General features: G+C 60.9%; 18 protein-coding genes. 8 read left to right on the top strand and 10 right to left on the bottom strand.

The genetic code is table 11. The features are described 5' to 3' along the window. Window positions 1-53: 53 nt before the first annotated feature. Window positions 54-1,379, bottom strand: coding sequence for a C4-dicarboxylate transporter DctA (locus M5B97_RS01700; RefSeq protein WP_248730655.1), 1,326 nt, complete (start codon window positions 1,377-1,379; stop codon window positions 54-56). A gap of 217 nt (window positions 1,380-1,596) precedes the next feature. Here M5B97_RS01700 and M5B97_RS01695 point away from each other — a divergent pair, with 217 nt between their 5' ends. Then, the gene (locus M5B97_RS01695) at window positions 1,597-2,226 is read left to right on the top strand and encodes a DNA-3-methyladenine glycosylase I (protein WP_248730541.1); all 630 of its coding nucleotides are present in this window, start codon (window positions 1,597-1,599) and stop codon (window positions 2,224-2,226) included. A 137-nt stretch (window positions 2,227-2,363) separates the two neighbouring features. Here the strand turns inward: M5B97_RS01695 and M5B97_RS01690 are convergent, their stop codons facing one another. The 6 genes from M5B97_RS01690 to M5B97_RS01665 all read right to left on the bottom strand — a co-directional run bounded on the left by M5B97_RS01690 (window position 2,364) and on the right by M5B97_RS01665 (window position 9,371). Then, window positions 2,364-3,797 carry a PLP-dependent aminotransferase family protein gene (locus M5B97_RS01690; RefSeq protein ID WP_248730540.1) on the bottom strand — a complete coding sequence of 478 codons (1,434 nt, stop codon included), beginning with the start codon at window positions 3,795-3,797 and terminating at the stop codon, window positions 2,364-2,366. Between the two features lie 70 nt (window positions 3,798-3,867). Continuing rightward, window positions 3,868-4,635: an SDR family oxidoreductase gene (locus tag M5B97_RS01685; protein WP_016971825.1), complete on the bottom strand. Its 768-nt coding sequence runs from the start codon at window positions 4,633-4,635 to the stop codon at window positions 3,868-3,870. Window positions 4,636-4,656: 21 nt separating this feature from the next. Further along, on the bottom strand, window positions 4,657-5,724 hold the full coding sequence (locus M5B97_RS01680) for a phosphotransferase family protein (RefSeq protein WP_248730539.1): 1,068 nt from the start codon (window positions 5,722-5,724) through the stop codon (window positions 4,657-4,659). Between the two features lie 130 nt (window positions 5,725-5,854). Then, window positions 5,855-7,711 carry a pilus assembly protein TadG-related protein gene (locus M5B97_RS01675; RefSeq protein ID WP_248730538.1) on the bottom strand — a complete coding sequence of 619 codons (1,857 nt, stop codon included), beginning with the start codon at window positions 7,709-7,711 and terminating at the stop codon, window positions 5,855-5,857. 90 nt (window positions 7,712-7,801) lie between these two features. Further along, window positions 7,802-8,752 (bottom strand): 2-hydroxyacid dehydrogenase, encoded by a 951-nt coding sequence (locus tag M5B97_RS01670; protein WP_248730537.1) that lies wholly within the window; start codon window positions 8,750-8,752, stop codon window positions 7,802-7,804. 94 nt (window positions 8,753-8,846) lie between these two features. Continuing rightward, window positions 8,847-9,371: a cysteine hydrolase family protein gene (locus tag M5B97_RS01665; protein ID WP_248730536.1), complete on the bottom strand. Its 525-nt coding sequence runs from the start codon at window positions 9,369-9,371 to the stop codon at window positions 8,847-8,849. 436 nt (window positions 9,372-9,807) lie between these two features. On the opposite strand from M5B97_RS01665, the gene M5B97_RS01660 reads away from it, so the two are divergent. From M5B97_RS01660 to M5B97_RS01650, 3 genes are all read left to right on the top strand, one after another. Beyond that, window positions 9,808-11,085, top strand: a complete 1,278-nt coding sequence (locus M5B97_RS01660; RefSeq protein ID WP_248730535.1) for a serine/threonine transporter — start codon at window positions 9,808-9,810, stop codon at window positions 11,083-11,085. 124 nt (window positions 11,086-11,209) lie between these two features. Then, window positions 11,210-11,827 carry a ParB-like protein gene (locus tag M5B97_RS01655; RefSeq protein ID WP_134657477.1) on the top strand — a complete coding sequence of 206 codons (618 nt, stop codon included), beginning with the start codon at window positions 11,210-11,212 and terminating at the stop codon, window positions 11,825-11,827. Further along, window positions 11,817-13,469, top strand: coding sequence for a SulP family inorganic anion transporter (locus tag M5B97_RS01650; protein ID WP_248730534.1), 1,653 nt, complete (start codon window positions 11,817-11,819; stop codon window positions 13,467-13,469). The genes M5B97_RS01655 and M5B97_RS01650 overlap by 11 nt, the downstream gene beginning before the upstream one ends. Window positions 13,470-13,519: 50 nt before the next feature. On the opposite strand, the gene acnB is transcribed toward M5B97_RS01650, so the two are convergent. Then, on the bottom strand, window positions 13,520-16,129 hold the full coding sequence (gene acnB, locus M5B97_RS01645) for a bifunctional aconitate hydratase 2/2-methylisocitrate dehydratase (RefSeq protein ID WP_123718584.1): 2,610 nt from the start codon (window positions 16,127-16,129) through the stop codon (window positions 13,520-13,522). Between the two features lie 396 nt (window positions 16,130-16,525). On the opposite strand from acnB, the gene M5B97_RS01640 reads away from it, so the two are divergent. After that, entirely contained in the window at window positions 16,526-16,996 is a 471-nt protein-coding gene (locus M5B97_RS01640) for a DUF1289 domain-containing protein (protein ID WP_248730533.1), read from the top strand. A gap of 54 nt (window positions 16,997-17,050) precedes the next feature. Here the strand turns inward: M5B97_RS01640 and M5B97_RS01635 are convergent, their stop codons facing one another. After that, on the bottom strand, window positions 17,051-17,914 hold the full coding sequence (locus M5B97_RS01635) for a universal stress protein (RefSeq protein WP_123718583.1): 864 nt from the start codon (window positions 17,912-17,914) through the stop codon (window positions 17,051-17,053). Between the two features lie 151 nt (window positions 17,915-18,065). On the opposite strand from M5B97_RS01635, the gene miaE reads away from it, so the two are divergent. After that, window positions 18,066-18,668 carry a tRNA isopentenyl-2-thiomethyl-A-37 hydroxylase MiaE gene (gene miaE, locus M5B97_RS01630; protein WP_123718581.1) on the top strand — a complete coding sequence of 201 codons (603 nt, stop codon included), beginning with the start codon at window positions 18,066-18,068 and terminating at the stop codon, window positions 18,666-18,668. Here miaE and M5B97_RS01625 read toward each other — a convergent pair. After that, the gene (locus M5B97_RS01625; RefSeq protein ID WP_248730532.1) at window positions 18,624-19,823 is read right to left on the bottom strand and encodes an MFS transporter; all 1,200 of its coding nucleotides are present in this window, start codon (window positions 19,821-19,823) and stop codon (window positions 18,624-18,626) included. The genes miaE and M5B97_RS01625 overlap by 45 nt on opposite strands. A gap of 157 nt (window positions 19,824-19,980) precedes the next feature. On the opposite strand from M5B97_RS01625, the gene M5B97_RS01620 reads away from it, so the two are divergent. Both M5B97_RS01620 and M5B97_RS01615 read left to right on the top strand, forming a co-directional pair. Continuing rightward, window positions 19,981-20,688, top strand: coding sequence for a winged helix-turn-helix domain-containing protein (locus M5B97_RS01620; RefSeq protein WP_123718579.1), 708 nt, complete (start codon window positions 19,981-19,983; stop codon window positions 20,686-20,688). Beyond that, window positions 20,689-21,966 (top strand): ATP-binding protein, encoded by a 1,278-nt coding sequence (locus tag M5B97_RS01615; protein ID WP_123718578.1) that lies wholly within the window; start codon window positions 20,689-20,691, stop codon window positions 21,964-21,966. It abuts the gene before it with no gap. Window positions 21,967-21,991 lie beyond the last annotated feature (25 nt).

The raw sequence follows: 21,991 nt of genomic DNA, 5'->3' as shown, positions 1-21,991 counted from the left end.
TCGTACGCTCCTTTAAAGGTTGGTGGGGCCGGTCATCCGGCCGGCCCAAAAAATCAGAACTCCTGGTGCGTCGGCAGCACCGGTTTCTTGGTCTGGAAGGCATAACCTTGCTGGCCGTCGAGCACCTTGTTGGCACGCTGGATATCGATGTCTTTTTCCCAGCGGGCGATGGCCACGGTCGCCACGCAGTTGCCGATCAGGTTGGTCAGCGCACGGCCGATGCCCATGAACCAGTCCACCGCCAGTACCAGCACCAGGCCGACCACCGGAATCGCCGGGATGGCGGTAAGCGTCGCGGCCAGAATCACCAGTGCAGACCCCGGAATGCCGTGGGCGCCTTTGGAGGTGATCAACGACACCAGCAGGATGGTCAGCAAGTCGGTCATCGACAGCGGTGTGCCGGTGGCATTGGCGATGAACACAATGGCCAGGGTCAGGTAGATCGAGAAGCCATCAAGGTTGAACGAGTACCCGGTCGGAATCACCAGGCCGACGGTGGAGCTGCCGATGCCCAGGTGTTCGAGTTTACGCATGACCTGTGGCAACACGGCGTCGGAGGAGGCGGTGCCCATCACGATCAGCAGTTCTTCACGCAGGTACTTGAGCAACGGCAGCATGCGCAGGCCGGACAGGCGCATTACCAGGCCAAGCACCACTGCGACAAAGGCGAAGCAGGTCAGGTAGAACAAACCCACCAGGCTGCCCAGGTGTTGCAGCGAATCCAGGCCGTAGGTGCTGGTGGTGAAGGCGATCGCGCCGAACACGCCGATCGGTGCCAGGCGCACGATCATGCCCATGATGCGGAAAATCACATGGCTCAGTTCATTGATCAGCCGTGTGATGCCCGAGGCCGCTTCGCCCACCAGGTTCAGCGCACTGCCGAAGAGCACCGAGAACAGCAGCACTTGCAGCACGTTATTGTCGGCGAAGGCACCGATCACCGAATTGGGGATCAGCTCCATCAAGAACTGGCTGGTACCACGGATGTGCTGGCCTTTGTCGGCCAGTTCATTCAGGCCGGCAGAGGACAGTTGCTCCAAGTGGATATTGGCGCCTTGGCCGATTCCGGTACTGAACGCCATGACCAAGCCGATGACCAAGGCCACGGTGGTGAGCACTTCAAAGTAGATCACCGACTTGAGACCGATTCGCCCGACCTTCTTCAAGTCGCCGGCGCCGGAAATACCGCTGACCACCACGCAGAACACGATCAGGCCGATCAGCATCTTGATCAGCTTGATAAAGCCGTCACCCAAGGGTTTGAGTTGCGAGGAGAATTCGGGAAGGGCCAGGCCACAGATGATGCCGAGCATCAGACCGATCACGACTTGCAGGAAAATCGAACGCGAGCACCATCTGAGCATGGGAGGGATCTCTATTCGGTGCCCTGGTGATTCCAGGGCTTAATTGTTGTGGTATTACCGGTAAGTCCAGTGCGGGGCCAGTCTACGCCGGGTTTTTTTGAAATCACAAGTAAAAATTCGAGGGTTGTCTGGTCCCGGTCTGACCAGTTGGTCGGTGAGGGTGATGCTTGAGCGGTTGGCGGGCTGGAAAATTTTTCGCTTATCATCCGTGCCTCGATTGGAGAGGTGATGGATGGACGAGCCAGGGCTGACCACGGACGCAACAGGGCTGAGCTACTGCACTTGGCGCACCTCGGCGCCGGAGTATCGCCGTTATCATGACCACGAGTGGGGCGTGCCGGTGGCGGATGATATCCAGCTGTACGAGAAAATCTGCCTGGAAGGTTTTCAGGCGGGCATGGCCTGGATCACCATTTTGCGCAAGCGCGAGCAGTTCCGCGCGGCATTCGACGGGTTTGATTTCCGTCGCGTGGCCCAGTATGGCGAAGCCGATATAGAGCGGCTGATGAATGATCCGGGCATCGTGCGTAATCGGGCGAAGATCGTCTCCACGATCAACAATGCACGCCGGGCGTGTGAGCTGGTGGATGAGACCGGCTCGCTGGCGCAATGGTTGTGGGCGTTCGAGCCTTGCCCTGAAGAGCGCCCGGCAGTGGTGGACCTGGCCTACTGGACGGGCAACCCGACCTCGCCGGCTTCGGTGCGATTGTCCAAAGCCCTGAAGAAGCGCGGCTGGACCTTCGTTGGCCCGACCACGATGTATGCGTTGATGCAGGCCATGGGGATGGTCAATGATCACTTGGAAGGCTGTGCCTGCCGACCACAGGTTGAAGACCTGCGCCGTCACTTCAAACGCCCGTGAGTCGCTGATCTGCACCTGTAGGAGCGAGCTTGCTCACGAAAAACCTCAACGATAACGCGTGTTGCCTGAATCAACGCGGCGTGTGTGAGCGCTTCGCGAGCAAGCTCGCTCGTACAGTGAAGGTACGGCGGGGACCTCTAGCTCATTTGGCGCAGAATATCGCGCACGCGGTCCAGCGCAGGGTCGATGTCCAGCAGTTCGATCGCGCCGAACCCGATGGTCAGGCCCTGGCGCATCGGTGCGGTGTGGAAGAACACATCCAAGGGGTATAAACCGACTTCCGCCTCCCGTGCCAGGCGCCTCAGCAACGCGATATCCAGCGGAACCTTGCACAACGCCGCCATATGAAACCCGATCACGCTGGGCACCGCTTCGAACCACGGCGACAGATCCCCCGCCAGGCGCTGCAGGATGCGCTCGCGGCGCCCGGCGTACACCGCGTGGCAGCGACGAATATGCTTGAGCAAATAACCTTCGTTGATGAACTTGGCCAATGCCCATTGCGGCAAGGTTGAGCTGTGCTGGTCGGTCAGTTGCTTGGCCTTGAGCACTGCGCTATGAATCGCCGGCGGCAGCACGGCATAGCCCAGGCGCAGCTCCGGCAGCAGGGATTTCGAGAAGGTCCCGACGTAGGCCACCAATCCTCGCGTGTCCATGCTTTGCAGGGAGTTGGCGGGGCGACCTTCGTAGCGAAAATCGCTGTCGTAGTCGTCTTCGATGATGATCGCGCCCAGCGCGAAGGCGCGAGCCAGCAACGCTTCGCGGCGCGCCAGGCTCATGGGCATGCCCAGGGGAAACTGGTGGGAGGGTGTCACATAGATCAGTCGCGTGCCGTCGGGGATCTTGTCGACCTCGATGCCCTGTGAGTCCACCGGCACGTCGGCAACGCGCGCGCCCATGGCCATGAACAGCTGGCGGGCGGGGCTGTAGCCGGGGTCTTCCATGGCCACGAGTGTGCCGGGTTCCACTACCACGCGGGTGATCAAGTCCAGCGCCTGTTGCGCGCCGTTGGTGACCACGATGTCATCGGCGTGGCATTTCACCCCGCGGGAAAAGGCGATATGCCCTGCGATGGCCTCGCGCAAGGCCGGCAAACCTTCCGGCTGGCTGTAAAAACCGTTGTGTTGTGCGATACGGCGCAATGCATCCTGGGTGCAACGCCGCCATTCATCCTGGGGGAATTGATTGCGTGTGGTCGCACCGCCGATAAATTCATAGCGCAGGGTTCTGTCCGGGGTGGGGTGGTGCATGGGCGAGGGCAACGCAGCCCATTTGCCCAGGTTGGCGGCGCAGGCCAGGTCGGCGGCGGTCTGCACGCGGTCGGGCTGATGCGCCCAGGCGTTGACGAAGGTGCCCCGGCCAATCCTGCCGACCAGCAAACCCTCGTACGTCAACGTGGCGTAGGTGTCGGATACGGTCTTGCGCGATACGCCTAATTGCTCGGCGAGCAGGCGGCTGGGGGGCAGTTGCGCGCCCGCCGAAAGCCGCCCGGCGGCGATGGCTTCGCGCAACTGTTGGTAAAGCTGGGCAGCCAAGTCCTTGCGGCCATTGATGACGAGGTGTAATTCCATGTTTCATCCTGGGACAGATCGATCTGCGCCAAGGTTACTCGCAAATCGATCTGAGCAAACCCAGGCGATGTCAGGACAGAAAGCCACCGTCAACATTCAGCGACACACCCGTGGTGTAGCTCGATGCATCACTGGCCAGGAACAGTACCGCGCCGGCCATCTCGCTGGGATCGGCCACGCGCTTGAGCGGGATCTGCGCCAGGGCCATCTTCAGGATCGAGTCGTTCTTCACCAGCGCCGAGGCGAACTTGGTGTCGGTCAGGCCGGGTAGCAGCGCGTTGCAACGAATGCCGAACGCCGCACATTCCTTGGCGAACACCTTGGTCATGTTGATCACGGCCGCCTTGGTCACCGAGTAGATGCCCTGGAACACGCCGGGGGAAATGCCGTTGATCGAGGCCACGTTGATGATGCTGCCGCCGCCGTTCTCGCGCATCAGCTTGCCGGCTTCCACCGACATGAAGAAATAGCCGCGGATGTTCACGTCGACGGTCTTCTGGAACGCGCCGAGGTCGGTGTCCAGCACGTTGCAGAACTGCGGATTGGTGGCGGCGTTGTTGACCAGGATGTCCAGGCGGCCGAACTGCTCGCGGATGCCGGCGAACACCTGGGTGATCTGCTCCATTTCACCGATATGGCAGGCCACGGCGGTGGCCTTGCCGCCGTCGGCGATGATCGCATCGGCAACGTGCTGGCAGCCTTCCAGCTTACGGCTGGACACGATCACATGGGCACCTTGCTGGGCCAGCAACTTGGCAATGGCCTCGCCGATACCGCGGCTGGCACCGGAAACAAATGCGATTTTGCCATCGAGGTCGAACAGGTTGGTCTTGGACATGGGGTTTCCTTGTTCTAGTAATCAGAGTGCGGATCTGGCGATGACATTCAGGCTCATCTGCTCCAGCAGCGTGTTCATCTGGATGAACTGCGCAAAGCGTTTGTCCTGGGTCTGGCCATGGAAGAAGCGGTAGTAGATCTGCTGCACGATCCCGGCCAGACGGAACAGGCCGTAGGTGTAGTAAAAGTCGAAGTTGTCGATCCGGATGCCGGAACGTTCAGCGTAGTAATCGACAAACTGACGGCGGGTGAGCATGCCGGGGGCGTTGCTCGGCTGGCGGCGCATCAGTTGCACCGGTGCAGGGTCGGCGGCTTCGATCCAGTAGGCGAGGGTGTTGCCCAAGTCCATCAACGGGTCGCCGAGGGTGGTCAGTTCCCAGTCCAGCACGCCGATTATCTGCATGGGGTTGCGCGGGTCCAGGATCACGTTGTCGAAGCGGTAGTCATTGTGGACGATGCTGGACGTCGGGTGGTCGGCCGGCATCTTGTCGTTGAGCCACTGGCGCACCTTCTCCCAGCGGGGGGCGTCCGGGGTCAGGGCTTTTTCGTAGCGCTCGCTCCAGCCGCGAATCTGCCGCGCTACATAGCCCTCGGGCTTGCCCAGGTCGGCCAGGCCACAAGCGGCGTAATCCACTTGATGCAGCTCGACGAACTTGTCGATGAAGCTCTTGCACAAGGCTTCGGTCGTGGTTGCATCCAGGTCCAGTTCGGCCGGCAGGTCGGAGCGCAGGATGATGCCTTTGACCCGCTCCATCACGTAGAACTCGGCGCCTATCACCGATTCATCCGTGCAGTGCACGTAGGCTTTCGGGCAATACGGGAAACCATCTTTCAACTGGTTGAGAATGCGGTACTCGCGGCCCATGTCGTGGGCGGACTTGGCCTTGTGGCCAAACGGCGGGCGGCGCAGTACGAACTCCTGGCCCGGGTATTCCAGCAGGTAAGTCAGGTTGGACGCACCACCGGGGAACTGGCTGATCTTGACCGTGCCGCTCAGCCCCGGAATGTGGGCCTTGAGGTAAGGGTCGATCAGGTTGGCATCCAGTTCTTCGCCTGGGCGGATCTGAGTCGATTGGTCGTTAAGCGCCATGCTTATCCCTTCTGCTTATTTTAAAGGCCGTGGACTATTGGCTAATCTAATGCGCACCGCCGCCCAGCGACAAGGTCGGGGCGGCTTAATAGGTTAGCGTGTTGGATGATGATCAGCGGGCCTGATGTGCTCAAATCACCAGCACTGCACGGCCGCCGGGAGTACAGGACAGGTTGGCACCGATTTCGACTTTTGCCAGGTCGATGCCCAGGCCGGCGAGCAGGTTGTTGACCAGTGGGTCGAGCAATGGGCTGAGCAGGCCGGAAATGACCCCGCTGAGCAGGTTCAGCACGCCGGTCAGCACATCGACTACCAGGCCCAGCACCAGGCCCAGAAGCCCGGTGAGCGTCGGTGTATGGCTGGTCAACCGGATACCCTTGAGGGTGTCGCTCAGGCTGCCGACGACGTTGTTGGCGCTGAAGCTGAAATAGCTCGGCGGTAGCTTGACCTCAGGCGGCGACACATAAACATGCGCGCGGGTGGTCTTGGCGACACTGCTGTCGACCCGCAGGCTCAGGCCGCCGACTGCGTAGGGTTGCCGTGGGTCGCACACGCCTTTGCTGCAGGTCCTGACGCCAAGGTCGAGCAGCGGGAAGTCGTCGACTTTCAGGGTCTCAGTGGACGAGAACAGGTTCTTCGGATCGATCCGGCCCACCATCAGCCTGACTGCCGAAGTGGTGCCTGACACGGAGAGAGACGTGTCGGCAGGCCCGTTGCAGCGATAGTCGGTGACATAACTGCTGCCGCTGGCGGCTTCCAGGGCGATATCGATTTGCGTGCCGGGCACGACGTCCAGTGAGCTGCCCAACAGCAAGCCCACCAGGTCGGTGACGACACCGATCACCTTGGTGAGGCCGTCGATCACCGGCAGCTTCAAGGAAATCCAGGTTCTGACTTGCGCCGTCCGCACGGAAATCGGCTGGGTTGCGATCAGTTGAGGGTTACCGATAGCGGAGATCTGTGCCGGCTCGATGACCCGGGTCTTGACCGTGACATTCAGCAAGCCCAGCACATCCACCGGCAGCTCGACGGCCACTGCGCTGGCCTTGTTCGACAGCTGCACAAACCCCTGGATCAGATTGAACAGTTGCAGGTCCACATTCAGCGCGCTTTTGTCGGTGCCGTTCTGGATCTTGACCAGGTCACCCAGGTGCAGGATTTCCGTACCGGGAGCGATCAGCTTGATGGTTTCCAGGTTATTGATCACCACCTTGACCGCATCGCCGCCCAGCTTGAGCACATCGATGGCCGCCTGGATCAACTGACCGACGGTGGCGTCGGTGTTGAGCAGTTGGTCGTAGTTGCCGGCGCTGACATTCAGGCGTATGGCCAGGGCGTCCAGGTAGCTGAGCAAGCTGATATCGGTGTTTATCAAGCCGTTCCAACCCACCGCGTCGAGCTGCAGCTTGCCGCCCAGCAGGCCGCCGATCAGGCCGTTGAGGGCGGCGGACTGGGTGCTGTCTATCGTCAGCAAGGTGCTGCGCACGGTGAGTGTCGCGACCGGTGGTGAAGGGGCGGCGGCCACGGCGGTAGCGCTCAGCAGTGTGGTCAGGCTAATGGGTTGTGTCGAAAACAGCGTGTGCAGGGCGTGGGCGATGCTGGTGGCGACGCGATGGGTGGCGATCACCTGGATGGCGTCGGCCTTGGTCGGGTCGGCGCTGAAGGTGCGCATAAAGTCCGCGCCGGTGGCCAGGGTACCGCAGGCGGTGGCCAGCGTACGGTCGGCATCGACCGGGAAGTTATTGCGCAGGGCGCTTTGGGTTGCGAATTGCGCGGCGTTGTCATTGGGGGCCAGGCATTTGCCGCCGCGGCTGACGGCTTCCAGCGCCGCGGTGTCGACCACGCGTTGCAGCTTGCGTTTTTCCAGGTACAGGCGGCCGCTGTCGACCACCAATAGCAGAAACAACAGCGCGATCCCCAGCGTGACCGCGCCGATCAAACCGATGGCACCGCGTTGACGGGCCGGGCCGGGTCCGTGGCCAAACATTGTGCGTTCCTTCGCCGGCCATGCACCGACGCCTTGAGCATCCCCGTCAGCAGTGTAGACGGGTTTTACGGCGTGGCTGGCTAATCGCTATTAGTTGCGTGGCGGCAGTGTCACCGGGGTCAGCACGGGGCGACCGGCGAAATATTCCACCAGGTTGTCGGCCACGCGTTGCACGGTGTCATGGGCGGCTTCCGGCGACAGGCCGGCGACATGCGAGGTCAGTACGGTATTGCTCAGGCGCTTGAGGGCGTCGGGCACTTTGGGCTCATCGTCGAACACATCCAGTGCCGCGCCGCCGATACGCCGTTGTTCAAGGGCCGCGACGAGGTCGGCGGTGACTACCACGCTGCCGCGCCCGATGTTCACCAGGTAGCCATTCGGCCCCAGGGCGTCCAGTGCATGGCGATCGATCAGGTGGCGGGTGCTCGCGCCGCCCGGTGTGGCCAGGATCAGGAAGTCCGAGGTGCGCGCCAGTTCCACGGCGGTTGCGCAGTAGGTGTAGTCCACATCATCGCGGGGCTGGCGGTTGTGATAACTCACCTCCATGCCGAAGCCGAGTGAGGCGCGCTTGGCGATCTCCATGCCAACTGCACCCAGCCCGAGAATGCCCAATTGCTTCCCACCCAGGGAAGGGCGCATGACCTTCGGCCATTCGCTGCGCCTTACCGCCGCATCGGTCTGGGGAATGCCGCGCACCAGCGACAGCAGCAACGCCATCGCATGGTCGGCCACCGACGGCGCGTTCACCCCGGCGCCGTTGGTCACCACGATCCCGCGATTGCTCGCCGCCTGCAGGTCCACATGCTCGTAGCCGGCACCGATCACGCAGATGATCTCCAGCAGTGGCAACGCAGCGATTTCCTCGGCGTACAGGCCCAGTGGGCCACGGGTCAGCACTGCCTTGATCTGCCCACCGTGGGTCTTGATCGCCTGGGCGCGTTCGGTGGGCGTCGGCGCCAGGATCACATGGAACTCGCTGTCCTCGATGATGGATAGGTAGTCGTTGATGGTTTCAACCAGGACCAGAACAGTGGTGGACATCGCAAGGCTCTTCCTGAAGGGTTTGAGGGGGCAGTATGCGGGATTTGCACGACAGAACAATTTGTCCGATCAGAAAATCCCGCAGGTGAGGCTTCTAGAACACCACATCCTGTGCCTTGACGCGCTTCACAAACGCGCCCGCCAACGTCGCATTGTGATGCTCAATGATCGCCTCGGCCTTCAATGCCGGGGTGTCCATGCAAGTATGCGCATCCTCCGGCAGCACCACCGAGAAGCCCAGCTCCCCAGCCACCCGGCACGTGGTATCGACACAGAACTGGGTTTTCATGCCCACGATCACCAATTCATTGATCTGCGCCGCTGCAAGGCGCTGCGCCAGGTCGGTGCCGAGAAAGCAGCTCGGGCGGGTTTTATCGAACAGGCAGTCGCGGGCCTGGTCGACATCCAGGCCCGGCCAGAGCTGCCAGAGCGGGCTGCCGGCTGCGATCGGTGAGCCCGCAGGGCCGGTGTGGCGGGCAACGAAGATCGCTGCATTGGCGTTGCGAGCGCGCTGAATCAAGCGGTTGATGGTATCCAGCACACGTTCGCGCTCGAAAGGGCGTTCCGGCCCGTCGTATAAACCGGTTTGCATATCGATGATCAACAGGGCGTTTGCCATGGTCTTGCTCCTTGCAGTTGCCAGATGCCGGGGCAATAAAAAGGCCCCGTCCATTGCTGGCGGGGCCTTGGGTTGTGTTCGGGGGGCTCTACTCGCTCACGCACCCACGGCAACCGCACGCCCCGCCAAAGGCGGTCGTGGTGGTGGTGCGGGTGAGGTGCAACTGGATAACGTTCATTGCTCGATCATGCTGGGAAGGCTGGTTGGCTGTCAATGGAACAATCGAACGCTCTTGCGACTGCCCGCATCGTGCTGCAACCCGCTGAAACCGCCGCTTATGGCTGCATTTGAGCCTCTGCACCGCAACACCGTTCCTCAGCTAAGTCTTTGCTTATTCGAAAGAATCCCGGAGAATCGCGCGCTTGTTATGGCTGGGGCGCTGCCTGTCAGGTATTTCTGACTCGTCTTGGCCGTGTAAATGCGGAGATCCGACCGGATGAATGATCAGGCCAATAGCGTCGATGAACGCTATGCAACGACACCTGCAACCCTCACAAGCTGGAGCCGCCAGGACACCACCTGGATGCTCGGCCTGTTCGGTACCGCCATTGGCGCCGGTACTTTGTTTTTGCCGATCAACGCGGGTCTGGGGGGCTTCTGGCCGCTGGTGATCCTCGCGCTGCTGGCATTCCCGATGACATTCTTTGCCCATCGTGGCCTGACCCGTTTCGTCCTGTCCGGCCGCGACGGCTCCGACATTACCGACGTCGTCGAAGAGCATTTCGGTCTCAAGGCCGGCGCATTGATCACCCTGTTGTACTTCTTCGCAATCTTCCCGATCCTGCTGATCTACAGCGTGGCGCTGACCAATACCGTCAGCAGCTTCATGGAGCATCAGTTGCACATTATGCCGCCGCCTCGGGCGATCCTGGCCTTCGTGCTGATCCTTGGCCTGCTCGCTGTGGTGCGTTGCGGCGAACAAGTGATCGTCAAGGCCATGAGCCTGATGGTTTATCCGTTCATCGTGGCCTTGCTGTTCCTGGCGGTGTACCTGGTCCCGCACTGGACCGGCGGCATCCTGAGTACCGCCAGTGAAGTGCCGGCACCGTCGGCGCTGCTCAACACGCTGTGGTTGGCAATTCCGGTGATGGTGTTCTCGTTCAACCATTCGCCGATCATCTCGGCGTTCGCGGTCGATCAGAAGCGCCAGTACGGCGCCCACGCCGATGAGCGCAGTTCGCAGATCCTGTCCCGCGCGCACCTGTTGATGGTGGCGATGGTGCTGTTCTTCGTGTTCAGCTGCGTGCTGACCTTGTCGCCGGCGCAACTGGCGGAAGCGAAAGCACAGAACCTGTCGATCCTGTCGTACCTGGCCAACCACTTCGATAACCCGACCATCGCCTTCGCTGCGCCGTTGATTGCATTCGTGGCGATTGCCAAGTCGTTCCTGGGCCACTACATCGGTGCCAGCGAAGGTCTCAAGGGCCTGGTGCTCAAGACCGGTCGTCGCCCTGCAGCCAAGTCCCTGGACCGCATGACCGCAGCTTTCATGCTGGTGGTGTGCTGGATCGTCGCCACGCTGAACCCGAGCATTCTCGGCATGATCGAAACGTTGGGTGGGCCGGTGATTGCGTCGATCCTGTTCCTGATGCCGATGTACGCCATTCGCAAGGTGCCGGCCATGGCCAAGTACCGCGGCCAGGCGTCCAATGTATTTGTCACGGCCGTTGGCCTGGTGGCGATTACTGCGTTGATTTACTCGCTGCTGTCCTGACGCCAGGCAGCACCGAACCGAAGCCGATTCGCACAGCGCGAATCGGCTTTTTTTTGCGCTGAATAAACTGGGCAACCAATGAGGGCTAAGCTGTCGGCTTATCGCTTCCTTTTTGGAGTTCTCCATGGCTCGACCGCGTCCGCAACTGGTTACAGGCAAGCTGGAAAAGCTGCACCCCACTCAATTGACGGTCGGCATGGCTGAAGTGGCCACCAAGCGCGAGGCCTGGACCAAGCTCAAGCGTAAAGAGCGCGCTGCCGCTCTCGACAAGCACTGGTTTCCTTGCGTATTGGGGCCGGATGAGCGCTATTACATTACCGACCATCACCACTTCGGGCTGGCCCTGTTGCTGGAAGAGGTCAAGAGCGTGTCGCTGTTGTTGCTCAAGGACTTGTCCTTCGTGGAGCGCAGCACCTTCTGGAATGTCATGGCGTTCAATCAATGGGTACATCCCTACGATGCGCGCGGCCTGCGCCGAAGTTACGAAGCGATTCCCCGCAAGATCACCGACCTTCAGGATGATCCTTACCGCAGCCTGGCGGGCATGTTGCGCACGGCCGGTGGTTACGCCAAAGACGCGACGCCGTTCAGTGAGTTCCTGTGGGCGGACTTCTTTCGCAGCCGCATCGGCAGCGACGTGGTGGCCCAACCGAGCGCCAAGCTGTTGAATAAGGCGATGACCCTGGCACGCACCCAGGAAGCACGTTACCTGCCAGGATGGGTTGGGCCGATTGAAAACTGAAACCGATAGCCTTATTGCTGCCCAGCCCAACCGTACCCAAGACATACTCGCCGGGTTATCCATTGCCGGCCTGCTGCTGCCGGAGGCCGTGGCCTATTCGAGTATCGCCGCGCTGCCACCCCAGACGGGTGTCATTGCCTTGTTTGCCGGGCTGGTGTGCTACGGCTTGTTCGGCACCAACCGTTTCGCGATTGTGTCGGCCACGTCGTCTTCGGCGGCAGTATTAGCCGCAGCCACTGCCAGCCTGGCGGGCGGCGATCCGGCATTGCGGCTGTCCCTGGCGTTCGGTTTGGTGTTGATCGTCGGCGTACTGTTCCTGCTGGCCGGGTTATTCAAGCTGGGCGGCGTGACCTCGTTTATTGCCAAGCCGGTGCTGCGCGGCTTTGCCTTCGGCCTGGCGCTGACCATCATCCTCAAGCAATTGGCCAGTGTGGTGGGCGTGCACCTGAGCGATAACAACCTGATCCGCTTCCTGCCGCAGTTGCTGGAGCAGTTGCCGAGTTGGAACTGGCCGGCTGCGATAGTCGCGGCGCTGGCATTGGCCGTGTTGTGGCTGTGTGCACGAATCCCGCGCCTGCCCGGCGGCTTGTTGGTGGTGGTTCTGGGCATTTTTGCCGGGCAGTTTCTGGACATGCAAGCGCATGGCGTGGCGCTGATCGGTTTGATCGATTTGCGCCTGGAGCTGGGGCATTTCCCGGTCTTGCCGTTCGCCGACTGGCTGCGCCTGGGGGAACTGGCGTTTGCCTTGGTCATGATCCTGTACGCGGAATCCTATGGCTCCATCAGCTCATTCGCCCTTAAGCACGGTGACCGTGTGTACTCCAACCGCGACCTGCTGGCACTGGGGGCGGCCAACCTGGTGTCCGGGTTGTTCCACGGTATGCCGGCCGGTGCCGGGTATTCGGCGACGTCGGCCAATGAGGCGGCGGGTGCCGGCTCACGGCTGGCAGGGATCGTTGCGGCGCTGGTGGTGTTGGTCATCGTGTTGACGGTGCTGCCCTATGTCGCGCTGACGCCCGAGCCGGTGTTGGCCGCTATCGTCATCTACGCGCTGGGGCGTGGCTTGAGCTTGCAGCCCTTGGGGCGTTACTTCCTATGGCGGCGCGACCGTTTGCTGGTGATCTGTGCCGTGGCAGCGGTGCTGGTGCTGGGCGTGCTGGATGGGTTGCTGGTGGCGGTGGCGATCAGCGTGGTGTTGATGCTGCGTCAGATGTCGGCGGCAGATATCCAGGTGCTTGGGCGGTTGGGCGACAGTCATGACTTTGTCGATCGTCAACATCATGCCGATGCCGTAGCCGTGCCGGGCTTGTTGATCGTGCGGCCCGGCGAGGCGCTGTTTTTCGCCAATGCCGAGCGCATCCTGGGGGCGGCTTTGCGCTTGACGCGCCAGTCGCCTGTCGACGCGGTGGTGCTGAGCCTGGAAGAGTCTCCCGACCTTGATGGCACCAGTATCGAAGCGCTGGCAGCGTTTTTCGCGCAGATGCAGGGGGAGGGCAAGCGCCTGGTGCTAGCCCGGGTACGTCATGGGGCCCTGGAAGTATTGCAAGCCTTGCCCGAAGCGTCCCCACCTGGCGTGTTGCTCACGGCCTTGAGCGTGGACGAAGCTGTACGACTGGCACTACAAGCCAAATCCCAGGCATAAAAAAACGCCGCGTACCTTGCGATACGCGGCGTTTTTTATGTCAACACACCTTAGGCTTGAATCACCGGGATGTTGGCGCTTGCTGCGATTTTACGGAACTCGGCGATCTGGTCGAAGTTCAGGTAGCGGTAGACATCACTGGCCATGGTGTCCAGTTTTGCTGCGTAGCCCATGTACTCTTCGACGGTCGGCAGGCGACCCAGGGTAGAGGCCACTGCCGCCAGCTCGGCCGAAGCCAGGTAGACGTTGGCGCCGTCACCCAGACGGTTCGGGAAGTTACGGGTCGACGTCGACACCACGGTCGAATTCGGCTCTACGCGTGCCTGGTTACCCATGCACAGCGAGCAGCCTGGCATTTCCATGCGTGCGCCAGCCTTGCCGTAGATGCCGTAGTAGCCTTCTTCGGTCAGTTGGTGAGCGTCCATCTTGGTCGGCGGCGACAGCCACAGACGGGTTGGCAGCTGACCCTTGACCTGTTCCAGCAGCTTGCCGGCAGCGCGGAAGTGACCGATGTTGGTCATGCACGAACCGATGAACACTTCGTCGATCTTCTCACCGGCAACGCTCGACAGCAGACGGGCATCGTCCGGGTCGTTCGGAGCGCAGAGGATAGGCTCGTTGATGTCGTTCAGGTCGATTTCGATGATCTCGGCGTATTCCGCGTCGGCATCGGCTTCCATCAGCTCAGGGTTGGCAACCCAGGCTTCCATCGCTTGGGCGCGACGTTCCAGGGTGCGAGCATCGCCGTAGCCTTCACCGATCATCCAGCGCAGCAGGGTGATGTTGGAGTTCAGGTACTCGGTGATGGACTCTTTCGACAGCTTGATGGTGCAACCGGCAGCCGAACGTTCGGCCGAGGCGTCGGACAGCTCGAACGCCTGTTCCAGCGTCAGGTCGTTCAGGCCTTCGATCTCCAGGATGCGGCCGGAGAAGGCGTTCTTCTTGCCTTTCTTCTCGACCGTCAGCAAGCCGGACTGGATCGCGTAGTAAGGAATGGCATGAACCAGGTCACGCAGGGTGATGCCAGGTTTCATTTTGCCTTTGAAACGCACCAGGATCGATTCCGGCATGTCCAGCGGCATGACGCCGGTGGCCGCGGCGAACGCAACCAGGCCGGAACCGGCCGGGAACGAGATGCCCATCGGGAAGCGGGTGTGGGAGTCACCACCGGTACCGACGGTGTCCGGCAGCAGCATACGGTTCAGCCAGCTGTGGATGATGCCGTCGCCAGGACGCAGCGACACACCGCCACGGGTCATGATGAAGTCAGGCAGGGTGTGGTGGGTGGTCACGTCGATCGGCTTTGGATAGGCCGCGGTGTGGCAGAAGGACTGCATCACCAGATCGGTCGAGAAGCCCAGGCACGCCAGGTCTTTCAGTTCGTCACGGGTCATAGGACCGGTGGTGTCCTGAGAGCCCACGGTGGTCATCTTCGGCTCGCAGTAGGTGCCGGGACGAACGCCTTTGCCTTCCGGCAGGCCGCAGGCCTTGCCGACCATCTTCTGTGCCAGGGTGAAACCTTTGCCGGTGTCGACAGGTGCTTCAGGCAGCTTGAACAGGTCGGTAGGGCCAAGACCCAGCTCAGCGCGAGCCTTGTCGGTCAGGCCACGGCCGATGATCAGCGGGATACGGCCGCCGGCGCGGACTTCGTCCAACAGCACCGGGGTCTTCATTTCGAAGGTGGCCAGGACTTCGTCGGTACCGTGCTTGCAGACTTTGCCGGCATGCGGGTACAGGTCGATCACGTCGCCCATGTTCATGTTGGACACGTCGAACTCGATCGGCAATGCGCCAGCATCTTCCATGGTGTTGTAGAAGATCGGGGCGATCTTGCTGCCGAAGCAGAAGCCGCCGGCACGCTTGTTCGGTACGTAAGGCACGTCGTCGCCGAAGAACCACAGTACGGAGTTGGTTGCCGACTTACGCGACGAACCGGTGCCGACCACGTCGCCCACATAGGCAATCGGGAAGCCTTGGCCGCGCATTTCTTCGATCTGCTTCATCGGGCCGGTCTTGCCTTGCTCGTCCGGTACGATGCCTTCGCGAGCCATTTTCAGCATGGCCAGGGCGTGCAGCGGGATATCAGGACGGGACCAGGCGTCAGGCGCAGGCGACAGGTCGTCGGTGTTGGTTTCGCCGGTCACCTTGAATACGCGCAGGCTGATCTTGTCGGCCAGGGTAGGGCGGTTGCGGAACCACTCGCCGTCGGCCCAGGACTGGATCACGGCTTTGGCATGTTCGTTGCCGTTCCGGGCTTTCTCGGCCACGTCGTGGAACGCATCGAACATCAGCAGGGTGTGCTTGAGTTGGGCGGCGGCGACAGGAGCCAGTTCGGCGTCGTCCAGCAGCTCAACCAGGGTCACGATGTTGTAGCCGCCTTGCATGGTGCCAAGCAGTTCAACGGCGCGTTTCTTGTCGATCAGGGGAGAAGTGGCTTCGCCCTTGGCCAGGGCGGACAGGAAGCCGGCCTTGACGTAGGCAGCTTCGTCAACACCTGGTGGAATGCGGTTGGTGATCAGGTCAACGAGGAAGGCTTCTTCGCCAGCCGGGGGATTTTTCAGCAGCTCGACCAGGCCTGCGGTTTGTTCGGCGTTAAGCGGCTGGGGAACGATACCCAGTGCTGCACGCTCTTCGATATGTTTGCGGTAGGCTTCAAGCACAGTTATTACCCTCATCAGTGGTCCCACGGGACGCTCATCCAGAAATGGACGGCACGCATGCGCTCGGGGGCTTTTTGAGCCGCAAAGCCAGCGCTGCCGGCATTCCTCACAGAAGCTGCTTTCAAAGTTTTACGCCTGCAGAACGGAGCTGATGAGGGTTGGCGAGGGTTTTGACCTACCGAGTCATTGACCATCGCCAACACCGTTCTGAAGGAACGACTGTGCTCGTGACGCTTTGAAAACAGCTTCCAGCGGATTATTGGCGCCTTACAAGGCCGGATGATTCTACGGTAAAAAAAATCTAAAGGTAAGTTGCCTGGCCAAGTTTGCGGGGTGATCAACCTTAGACAAAGGGCTAACATGGCCCATTGTTTCGCTGAGCTGTGTGCATTGCCCATGTCCAACCCAACCATCAAGACCCCTTGCGTCGGCCTGTGCTCCACGGTCTACGGCGACCTTGTGTGCCGTGGCTGCAAGCGCTTCCACCATGAAGTGATCCAGTGGAATGGCTATGACGAAGAAGAAAAACGTGCGGTCTGGCTCCGGCTTGAACAACTGTTGGTGCAGGTGATGGCCGGTAAAGTGGAGGTCTTCGACCCCAAGACGCTGCGTTGGCAGTTGGAGCAGCGCAAGATTCGCTTCGTGCCGCACCAGTCCGCGTACTGCTGGGCCTACCAGTTGATCGCCCGGGGCGCACGGGTGATTTCCAACCTGGAAGCTTACGGCATGGTGCTGCTGCCGGAATTTCGCGATTGGGCGTTACCGGCGCTGCGTGATGCCATCGATCGTGAGTTCTTTATCCTGTCCGAGGCCCATTACCAGCGCTACATCGCCCCCGGTTTCCTCAGGGATGGCTTTTCTGACTGACAACGGATAACCAAGCCGCTCCCTGTATTGATCTGCATCGTTCAGAAGCTCGGATCAGGGTTTGCTGGCCAGTTCCTGCAACTGATCCATCAGGGTGTCGGGCTTGAGCACCAGCACATCGCTCTCCACCGCATCCAGTATCACCTCGGCCGTATTGCCGATCAGCGCCCCGGAAATCCCGGTGCGCGCCACCGTGCCGATGATCGTCACCGCCGCTTGCCATTTATGGGCCGCAAAGGGGATCAGCACATCCGCCGGGCCTTCTTCGATATGCAGGTGAGAGTCGTCCACATCGAACTCGGCCTGAAACGCCTTGCATTGCTCGCGATAACGCGCCTCGATGGTTTCCTTGAGCTGGAAAGTCGGGTCTGCCGCCGACAACATCGGTGACGGATGGGCGCTGATCACGTGCAATTGCGCCTTGGCCAGGCTGGCGATATCAAAACCATGGTCGATGATCGAATTGTGCAATGAGCGGTGCTCGCCGTCGGTATTGCCGACATCGATTGCCGCCAGGATCACGCCGCCCGTCCACGGCGTAGCCGTCTTGACCAGCAGGACTGCCGTCGGGCAGTAACGCAGCAGCTTCCAGTCGGCGGGCGTCAGCAGGGCTTTTTTCAGCGGGCTGTCGGGGAAATGTTGCTTGATCACCAGCCCACAGCCCTCGGCCTGCTGCACGTCGATGATGGTTTCATGCAGGCTGTCATTCCATGCCTGCTCGGTGGTCACGTTGTAGCCATCCTCCTGTAAACCGGATTTGAGCAGGCTCAGCAGCGCCGAGTGCTCGTGTTTCTTGTCGCACACGAGCAGGTGCAGGTGTGCGCCGGTGACCCCGGCAATCAGCTTGGCACGCTTGAGGGCCAGGCTTTCCGAATGCTCGGGCTCGATGACCACCAGAATGCTGCGGATGGCTTGCATAATCGGGATCTCCAGTAAGAGGGGGCATGAGACAACTATAGTTGCTGCCCGCCAGGCGTCATGTTGATGCACATCAAGCCCCGCGACTGGTGGTCTGCGGCGCGGTCGGTATAATCGGCGGCCTTTTGTGATCCTTTTGCCCGTGAGCCCGATGAACCTGCCCGAAATCCACGAATTCCTCGGCTGCCGCACCCCCGACGCCTGGGTCCAGGCTGCATTGGCCGATCAGGAAACCCTGCTGATCGACCACAAGAACTGCGAATTCAAAGCCGCCAGTACCGCCCTGAGCCTGATCGCCAAGTACCACGGCCACGTTGACTTGATCAATATGATGTCGCGCCTGGCCCGCGAAGAACTGGTGCACCACGAACAAGTCATGCGCCTGATGAAAAAGCGCAAGGTCGAGTTGCGCCAGCTGCACGCCGGCCGTTATGCCTCGGGATTGCGAAAGGTGGTGCGCAGCCATGAGCCGGTCAAACTGGTGGACACCCTGGTGGTCGGTGCCTTTATCGAAGCGCGCAGTTGCGAGCGTTTCGAAGCACTGGTGCCGCATTTGGACGAAGAACTCGGAAAGTTCTACTTCGGCTTGCTGAAAAGCGAAGCGCGGCACTTCCAGGGTTACTTGAAGCTGGCGTATCAGTACGGCGACGCCAAGGATATCGCCCAAGTGATCGAGCGGGTGAGGGCGGCCGAGCAGGAACTGATCGAATCACCCGACGTCGAGTTCCGCTTTCACAGTGGCGTGCCAGCCTGAGGCGATCGCCACGCCGATCAGCGCGGTGATGCCTGCCAATAGCAGGATCACCGTTTGCGTGCCCAAAGGTGCGGCCAGCAGCGCAATCGCCAGCCCTGCCAAGGGTTGCGCCAGGTTGTTGAGCAGCGTGATCACGCCCACCGTCTTGCCGAAGTCCTGTACCGGAATGACCCGCTGGCGGGTGCTGCGCAGGTACACGTTGAACATCTTGTCGAAACCGCTGACCAGCAGGAAACCCACGGCGTACAGCCACACGCTTGGGCTGACGGCCATGATCAGCGCACCGACGCCGATCATCGAATAGGACAGCCCGCCCAGTACCTTCAGCGGCAGCCCGGCCCGTGCCAGGTAAAACAGAATGCCGATCGTCACCAGTGCCCCCAGCGCTTGCAGCAATGCATAAGCATCCTTGCCGGCGGCAAACTGGCCGGTGACCAGTGCCGCGGACGTGGCGAGTGTCACGCCGACGATCAGGTTCACGCCCACCGCCAGGGTGATGATCCGCCTCAATTCCACCCGACTGCGGATATGCCCGAAAGCGATGCGCAACGGTTGCAGCCAGATATCCGCATGTTGTTCGAAGGTTTGCAGGCTTACGGTGCTGGTGCGTTGCCAGACCCGCATGGCCAGGTCCGCCAGCAAAAACAGCCCCGCAACGCCCAGCACCACCCAATGCCAGGTCAGGACCTCTAGAAGCAGCGCCGCCGCCAGTGGGCCCAGCACCAAACCACTCTGGTCGGCGATCTGTGAATAGGAGAGGGTCTTGGTGTAGGTGTAGTGTTTGAAGATATGCGGCATCAGCACTTCCCGCGCCATGATGCCCTGGGTGGTCAACACCCCGCACACCGCCGACAGCAGTACGATCCAGTAGATGCCGTCAAATATGCCATACAGTGTCACTGCCGCCCCGCAGGCCAGTGCCCGGTAAACCTGGCTGATATGCAGGACGCGCACCGCAGGAAACTTGTCGCATACCGCCCCGCACACCGGAAAGGCCAGGTAACGCGGCAATGACTCGACAAAAAATGCGAAACCCGCCCAGGCCACGCTCTGGGTGGTCTGAAACACGATCAAGGGCACGATAAACAACAGGATCTGGTCTGCCAGCCGCGACAGGAACAGTGAAACGAAGAACGCCAGGTAATCCCTGCGCATACAACTCCCTGTGAATGGCGTTAAAGATTGCAGGCTATTTGTTAAAAACTCTTAAAAGCATGAAGCTTCGTTGGGCGGTAATGGCCAGATGCTTCAGTCCAACAGCTTGCCACCTATAATGGCGGCACTTCAATCGGCGTTTGCGCACTGAGAATTTATGGAAAACCTGGGGCTGGGCAAAGTTCTGCTCGTTGAGGACGACGAAAAGCTGGCGGGGCTGATCGCGCATTTTCTGGCGCAGCACGGCTTCGAGGTGCGGGTGGTGCATCGGGGCGATAAGGCCTTGGCGGCATTCCTGGACTTCAAGCCGAAGATCGTCGTGCTCGACCTGATGCTGCCGGGCCAGAGCGGCCTGCATGTGTGTCGCGAGATTCGCAACGTGTCTGACACGCCCATCGTGATCCTCACCGCCAAGGAAGATGACCTGGACCATATTCTGGGCCTGGAGTCCGGTGCGGATGACTATGTGATCAAGCCCATCAAGCCGCCGGTGTTGCTCGCACGTTTGCGTGCCCTGCAGCGCCGACAAGTGCCTGAACCCACCGTACGTGGTTCTCTGGAGTTTGGTCGGCTGTCGATTGACCGCAGTTGCCGGGTGGTCAGCCTGGGGGGTGAGGCCATCGACCTGACGACCATGGAGTTCGAATTGCTGTGGTTGCTGGCCAGCAGTTCGGGAAAGATTCTCTCCCGCGACGACATCCTCAACCGCATGCGTGGCATTGCCTTCGATGGCCTCAACCGCAGCGTCGATGTCTACATCAGCAAACTACGCAGCAAACTCAATGACAACCCCCGGGAACCGGTGTGTATCAAGACCATCTGGGGCAAAGGGTACCTGTTCAACCCTTTCGCGTGGGAGGTTTAGATGCTGCGGTTGTTTCTGCGCCTGTATGTGATCCTGGCGCTCGGTCTGGCGGGGGCGATCTGGCTGGTCAACTACACCCTTGACGAGCTGATGCCTGAAACTAACGAGGTCTATAACCGCGAAGCATTGCGCGGCCCGGCTTATGCTTTGGTGGAACAGCTGCGGACGTTGCAAGGGCCTGCGCGTGAAGCCCGGTTGGCCGAGTTGCAACCGCATTACGGATTGCGCCTGAAGCTGGTCCAGAACGATGCACTGGCATTGAGCGAGCGCGAACAACACCTGCTCGACGCAGGCCAGCTTGTGGTGCGCGGGGACTTTATGGAGTTCATCGCCAGCATCGACGGCGGTCCGCAACTGCTGGAAATCAAGCTGCCGGAAGAACCCAAGTGGCTGTACCTGTGGGCCTATGGTTTTCTGGGCGTCTGCCTGGCCGTGGTCCTGTATTTCTGGGTACGCCCGCACTGGCGTGACCTGGAACATATCCGCTTGGCCGCGCAACGTTTTGGCGATAACCAGCTCGGCTCGCGCATCCTGCTGCCGCGCCGTTCCACCGTGCGCGAATTGGCCGGGCACTTCAACCAGATGGCTGAGCGCATCGAAAGCCTGATCGCCAACCAGCGCGAACTGACCAACGCGGTGTCCCACGAATTGCGTACACCGATTGCACGGTTATCGTTCGAGCTCGATCAACTCAAACAGCAGGCCGACCCGCGCCAGAGCCGTGAGTTGATCAATGACATGTATGCCGACCTGGGCGAGCTGGAGGAAATGGTCTCCGAATTGCTCACCTACGCCAGCCTGGAACGCGGCGCCACACAGGTCACCCGCGAAAGTATCGAGGCCCACAGCTGGCTCGACAGTGTTATTGGCAGCGTAGCCCTCGAAGCTGAAGCGGCAGGCGTGCAGCTGTCGTTGCGTACCTGTGAAGTGGATGTTATCCAGATCGAGCCGCGCTTTATGGCGCGGGCGGTGATCAACCTGCTGCGCAACGCCATTCGTTATGCCGAGCGCCGCGTGGAGGTGTCGCTGGTCAAGTTCGGCACGGGTTACGAAGTGCGGGTCAGTGATGATGGCCCCGGCGTACCGTTGGAGGGCCGGGCGAAGATCTTCGAACCTTTCATGCGCCTGGACTCCAGCCGTGACCGCCGCACCGGTGGCTTCGGCCTGGGCCTGGCGTTGGTGCAGCGGGTCAGCCAATGGCATGGCGGGCAGGTGGAAGTCCTGGATTCGGAATGGGGCGGGGCTTTGTTTCGGATGACGTGGGCGTATGCCGAGTAGCCGCCTTGTGTAGGAGCGAGCAAGC

Origin of the sequence: Pseudomonas sp. MWU13-2517 (assembly GCF_023242545.1) — a bacterium.
Lineage (GTDB): Bacteria > Pseudomonadota > Gammaproteobacteria > Pseudomonadales > Pseudomonadaceae > Aquipseudomonas.
Note: the sequence above shows the minus strand (reverse complement) of the source record. Positions and strands in the feature narration are given on the sequence as shown.

Excerpts from the sequence above, each read along its gene's own strand:
- M5B97_RS01665 (WP_248730536.1), bottom strand. The coding sequence starts at position 9,371 with ATGGCAAACGCCCTGTTGATCATCGATATGCAAACCGGTTTATACGAC.
- miaE (WP_123718581.1), top strand. The coding sequence starts at position 18,066 with ATGAACCTGCCCGAAATCCACGAATTCCTCGGCTGCCGCACCCCCGAC.
- M5B97_RS01640 (WP_248730533.1), top strand. The coding sequence starts at position 16,526 with ATGTCCAACCCAACCATCAAGACCCCTTGCGTCGGCCTGTGCTCCACG.
- M5B97_RS01685 (WP_016971825.1), bottom strand. The coding sequence starts at position 4,635 with ATGTCCAAGACCAACCTGTTCGACCTCGATGGCAAAATCGCATTTGTT.
- M5B97_RS01615 (WP_123718578.1), top strand. The coding sequence starts at position 20,689 with ATGCTGCGGTTGTTTCTGCGCCTGTATGTGATCCTGGCGCTCGGTCTG.
- M5B97_RS01660 (WP_248730535.1), top strand. The coding sequence starts at position 9,808 with ATGAATGATCAGGCCAATAGCGTCGATGAACGCTATGCAACGACACCT.
- M5B97_RS01675 (WP_248730538.1), bottom strand. The coding sequence starts at position 7,711 with ATGTTTGGCCACGGACCCGGCCCGGCCCGTCAACGCGGTGCCATCGGT.
- M5B97_RS01625 (WP_248730532.1), bottom strand. The coding sequence starts at position 19,823 with ATGCGCAGGGATTACCTGGCGTTCTTCGTTTCACTGTTCCTGTCGCGG.
- M5B97_RS01670 (WP_248730537.1), bottom strand. The coding sequence starts at position 8,752 with ATGTCCACCACTGTTCTGGTCCTGGTTGAAACCATCAACGACTACCTA.
- M5B97_RS01620 (WP_123718579.1), top strand. The coding sequence starts at position 19,981 with ATGGAAAACCTGGGGCTGGGCAAAGTTCTGCTCGTTGAGGACGACGAA.
- M5B97_RS01690 (WP_248730540.1), bottom strand. The coding sequence starts at position 3,797 with ATGGAATTACACCTCGTCATCAATGGCCGCAAGGACTTGGCTGCCCAG.
- M5B97_RS01635 (WP_123718583.1), bottom strand. The coding sequence starts at position 17,914 with ATGCAAGCCATCCGCAGCATTCTGGTGGTCATCGAGCCCGAGCATTCG.
- M5B97_RS01680 (WP_248730539.1), bottom strand. The coding sequence starts at position 5,724 with ATGGCGCTTAACGACCAATCGACTCAGATCCGCCCAGGCGAAGAACTG.
- M5B97_RS01695 (WP_248730541.1), top strand. The coding sequence starts at position 1,597 with ATGGACGAGCCAGGGCTGACCACGGACGCAACAGGGCTGAGCTACTGC.
- M5B97_RS01655 (WP_134657477.1), top strand. The coding sequence starts at position 11,210 with ATGGCTCGACCGCGTCCGCAACTGGTTACAGGCAAGCTGGAAAAGCTG.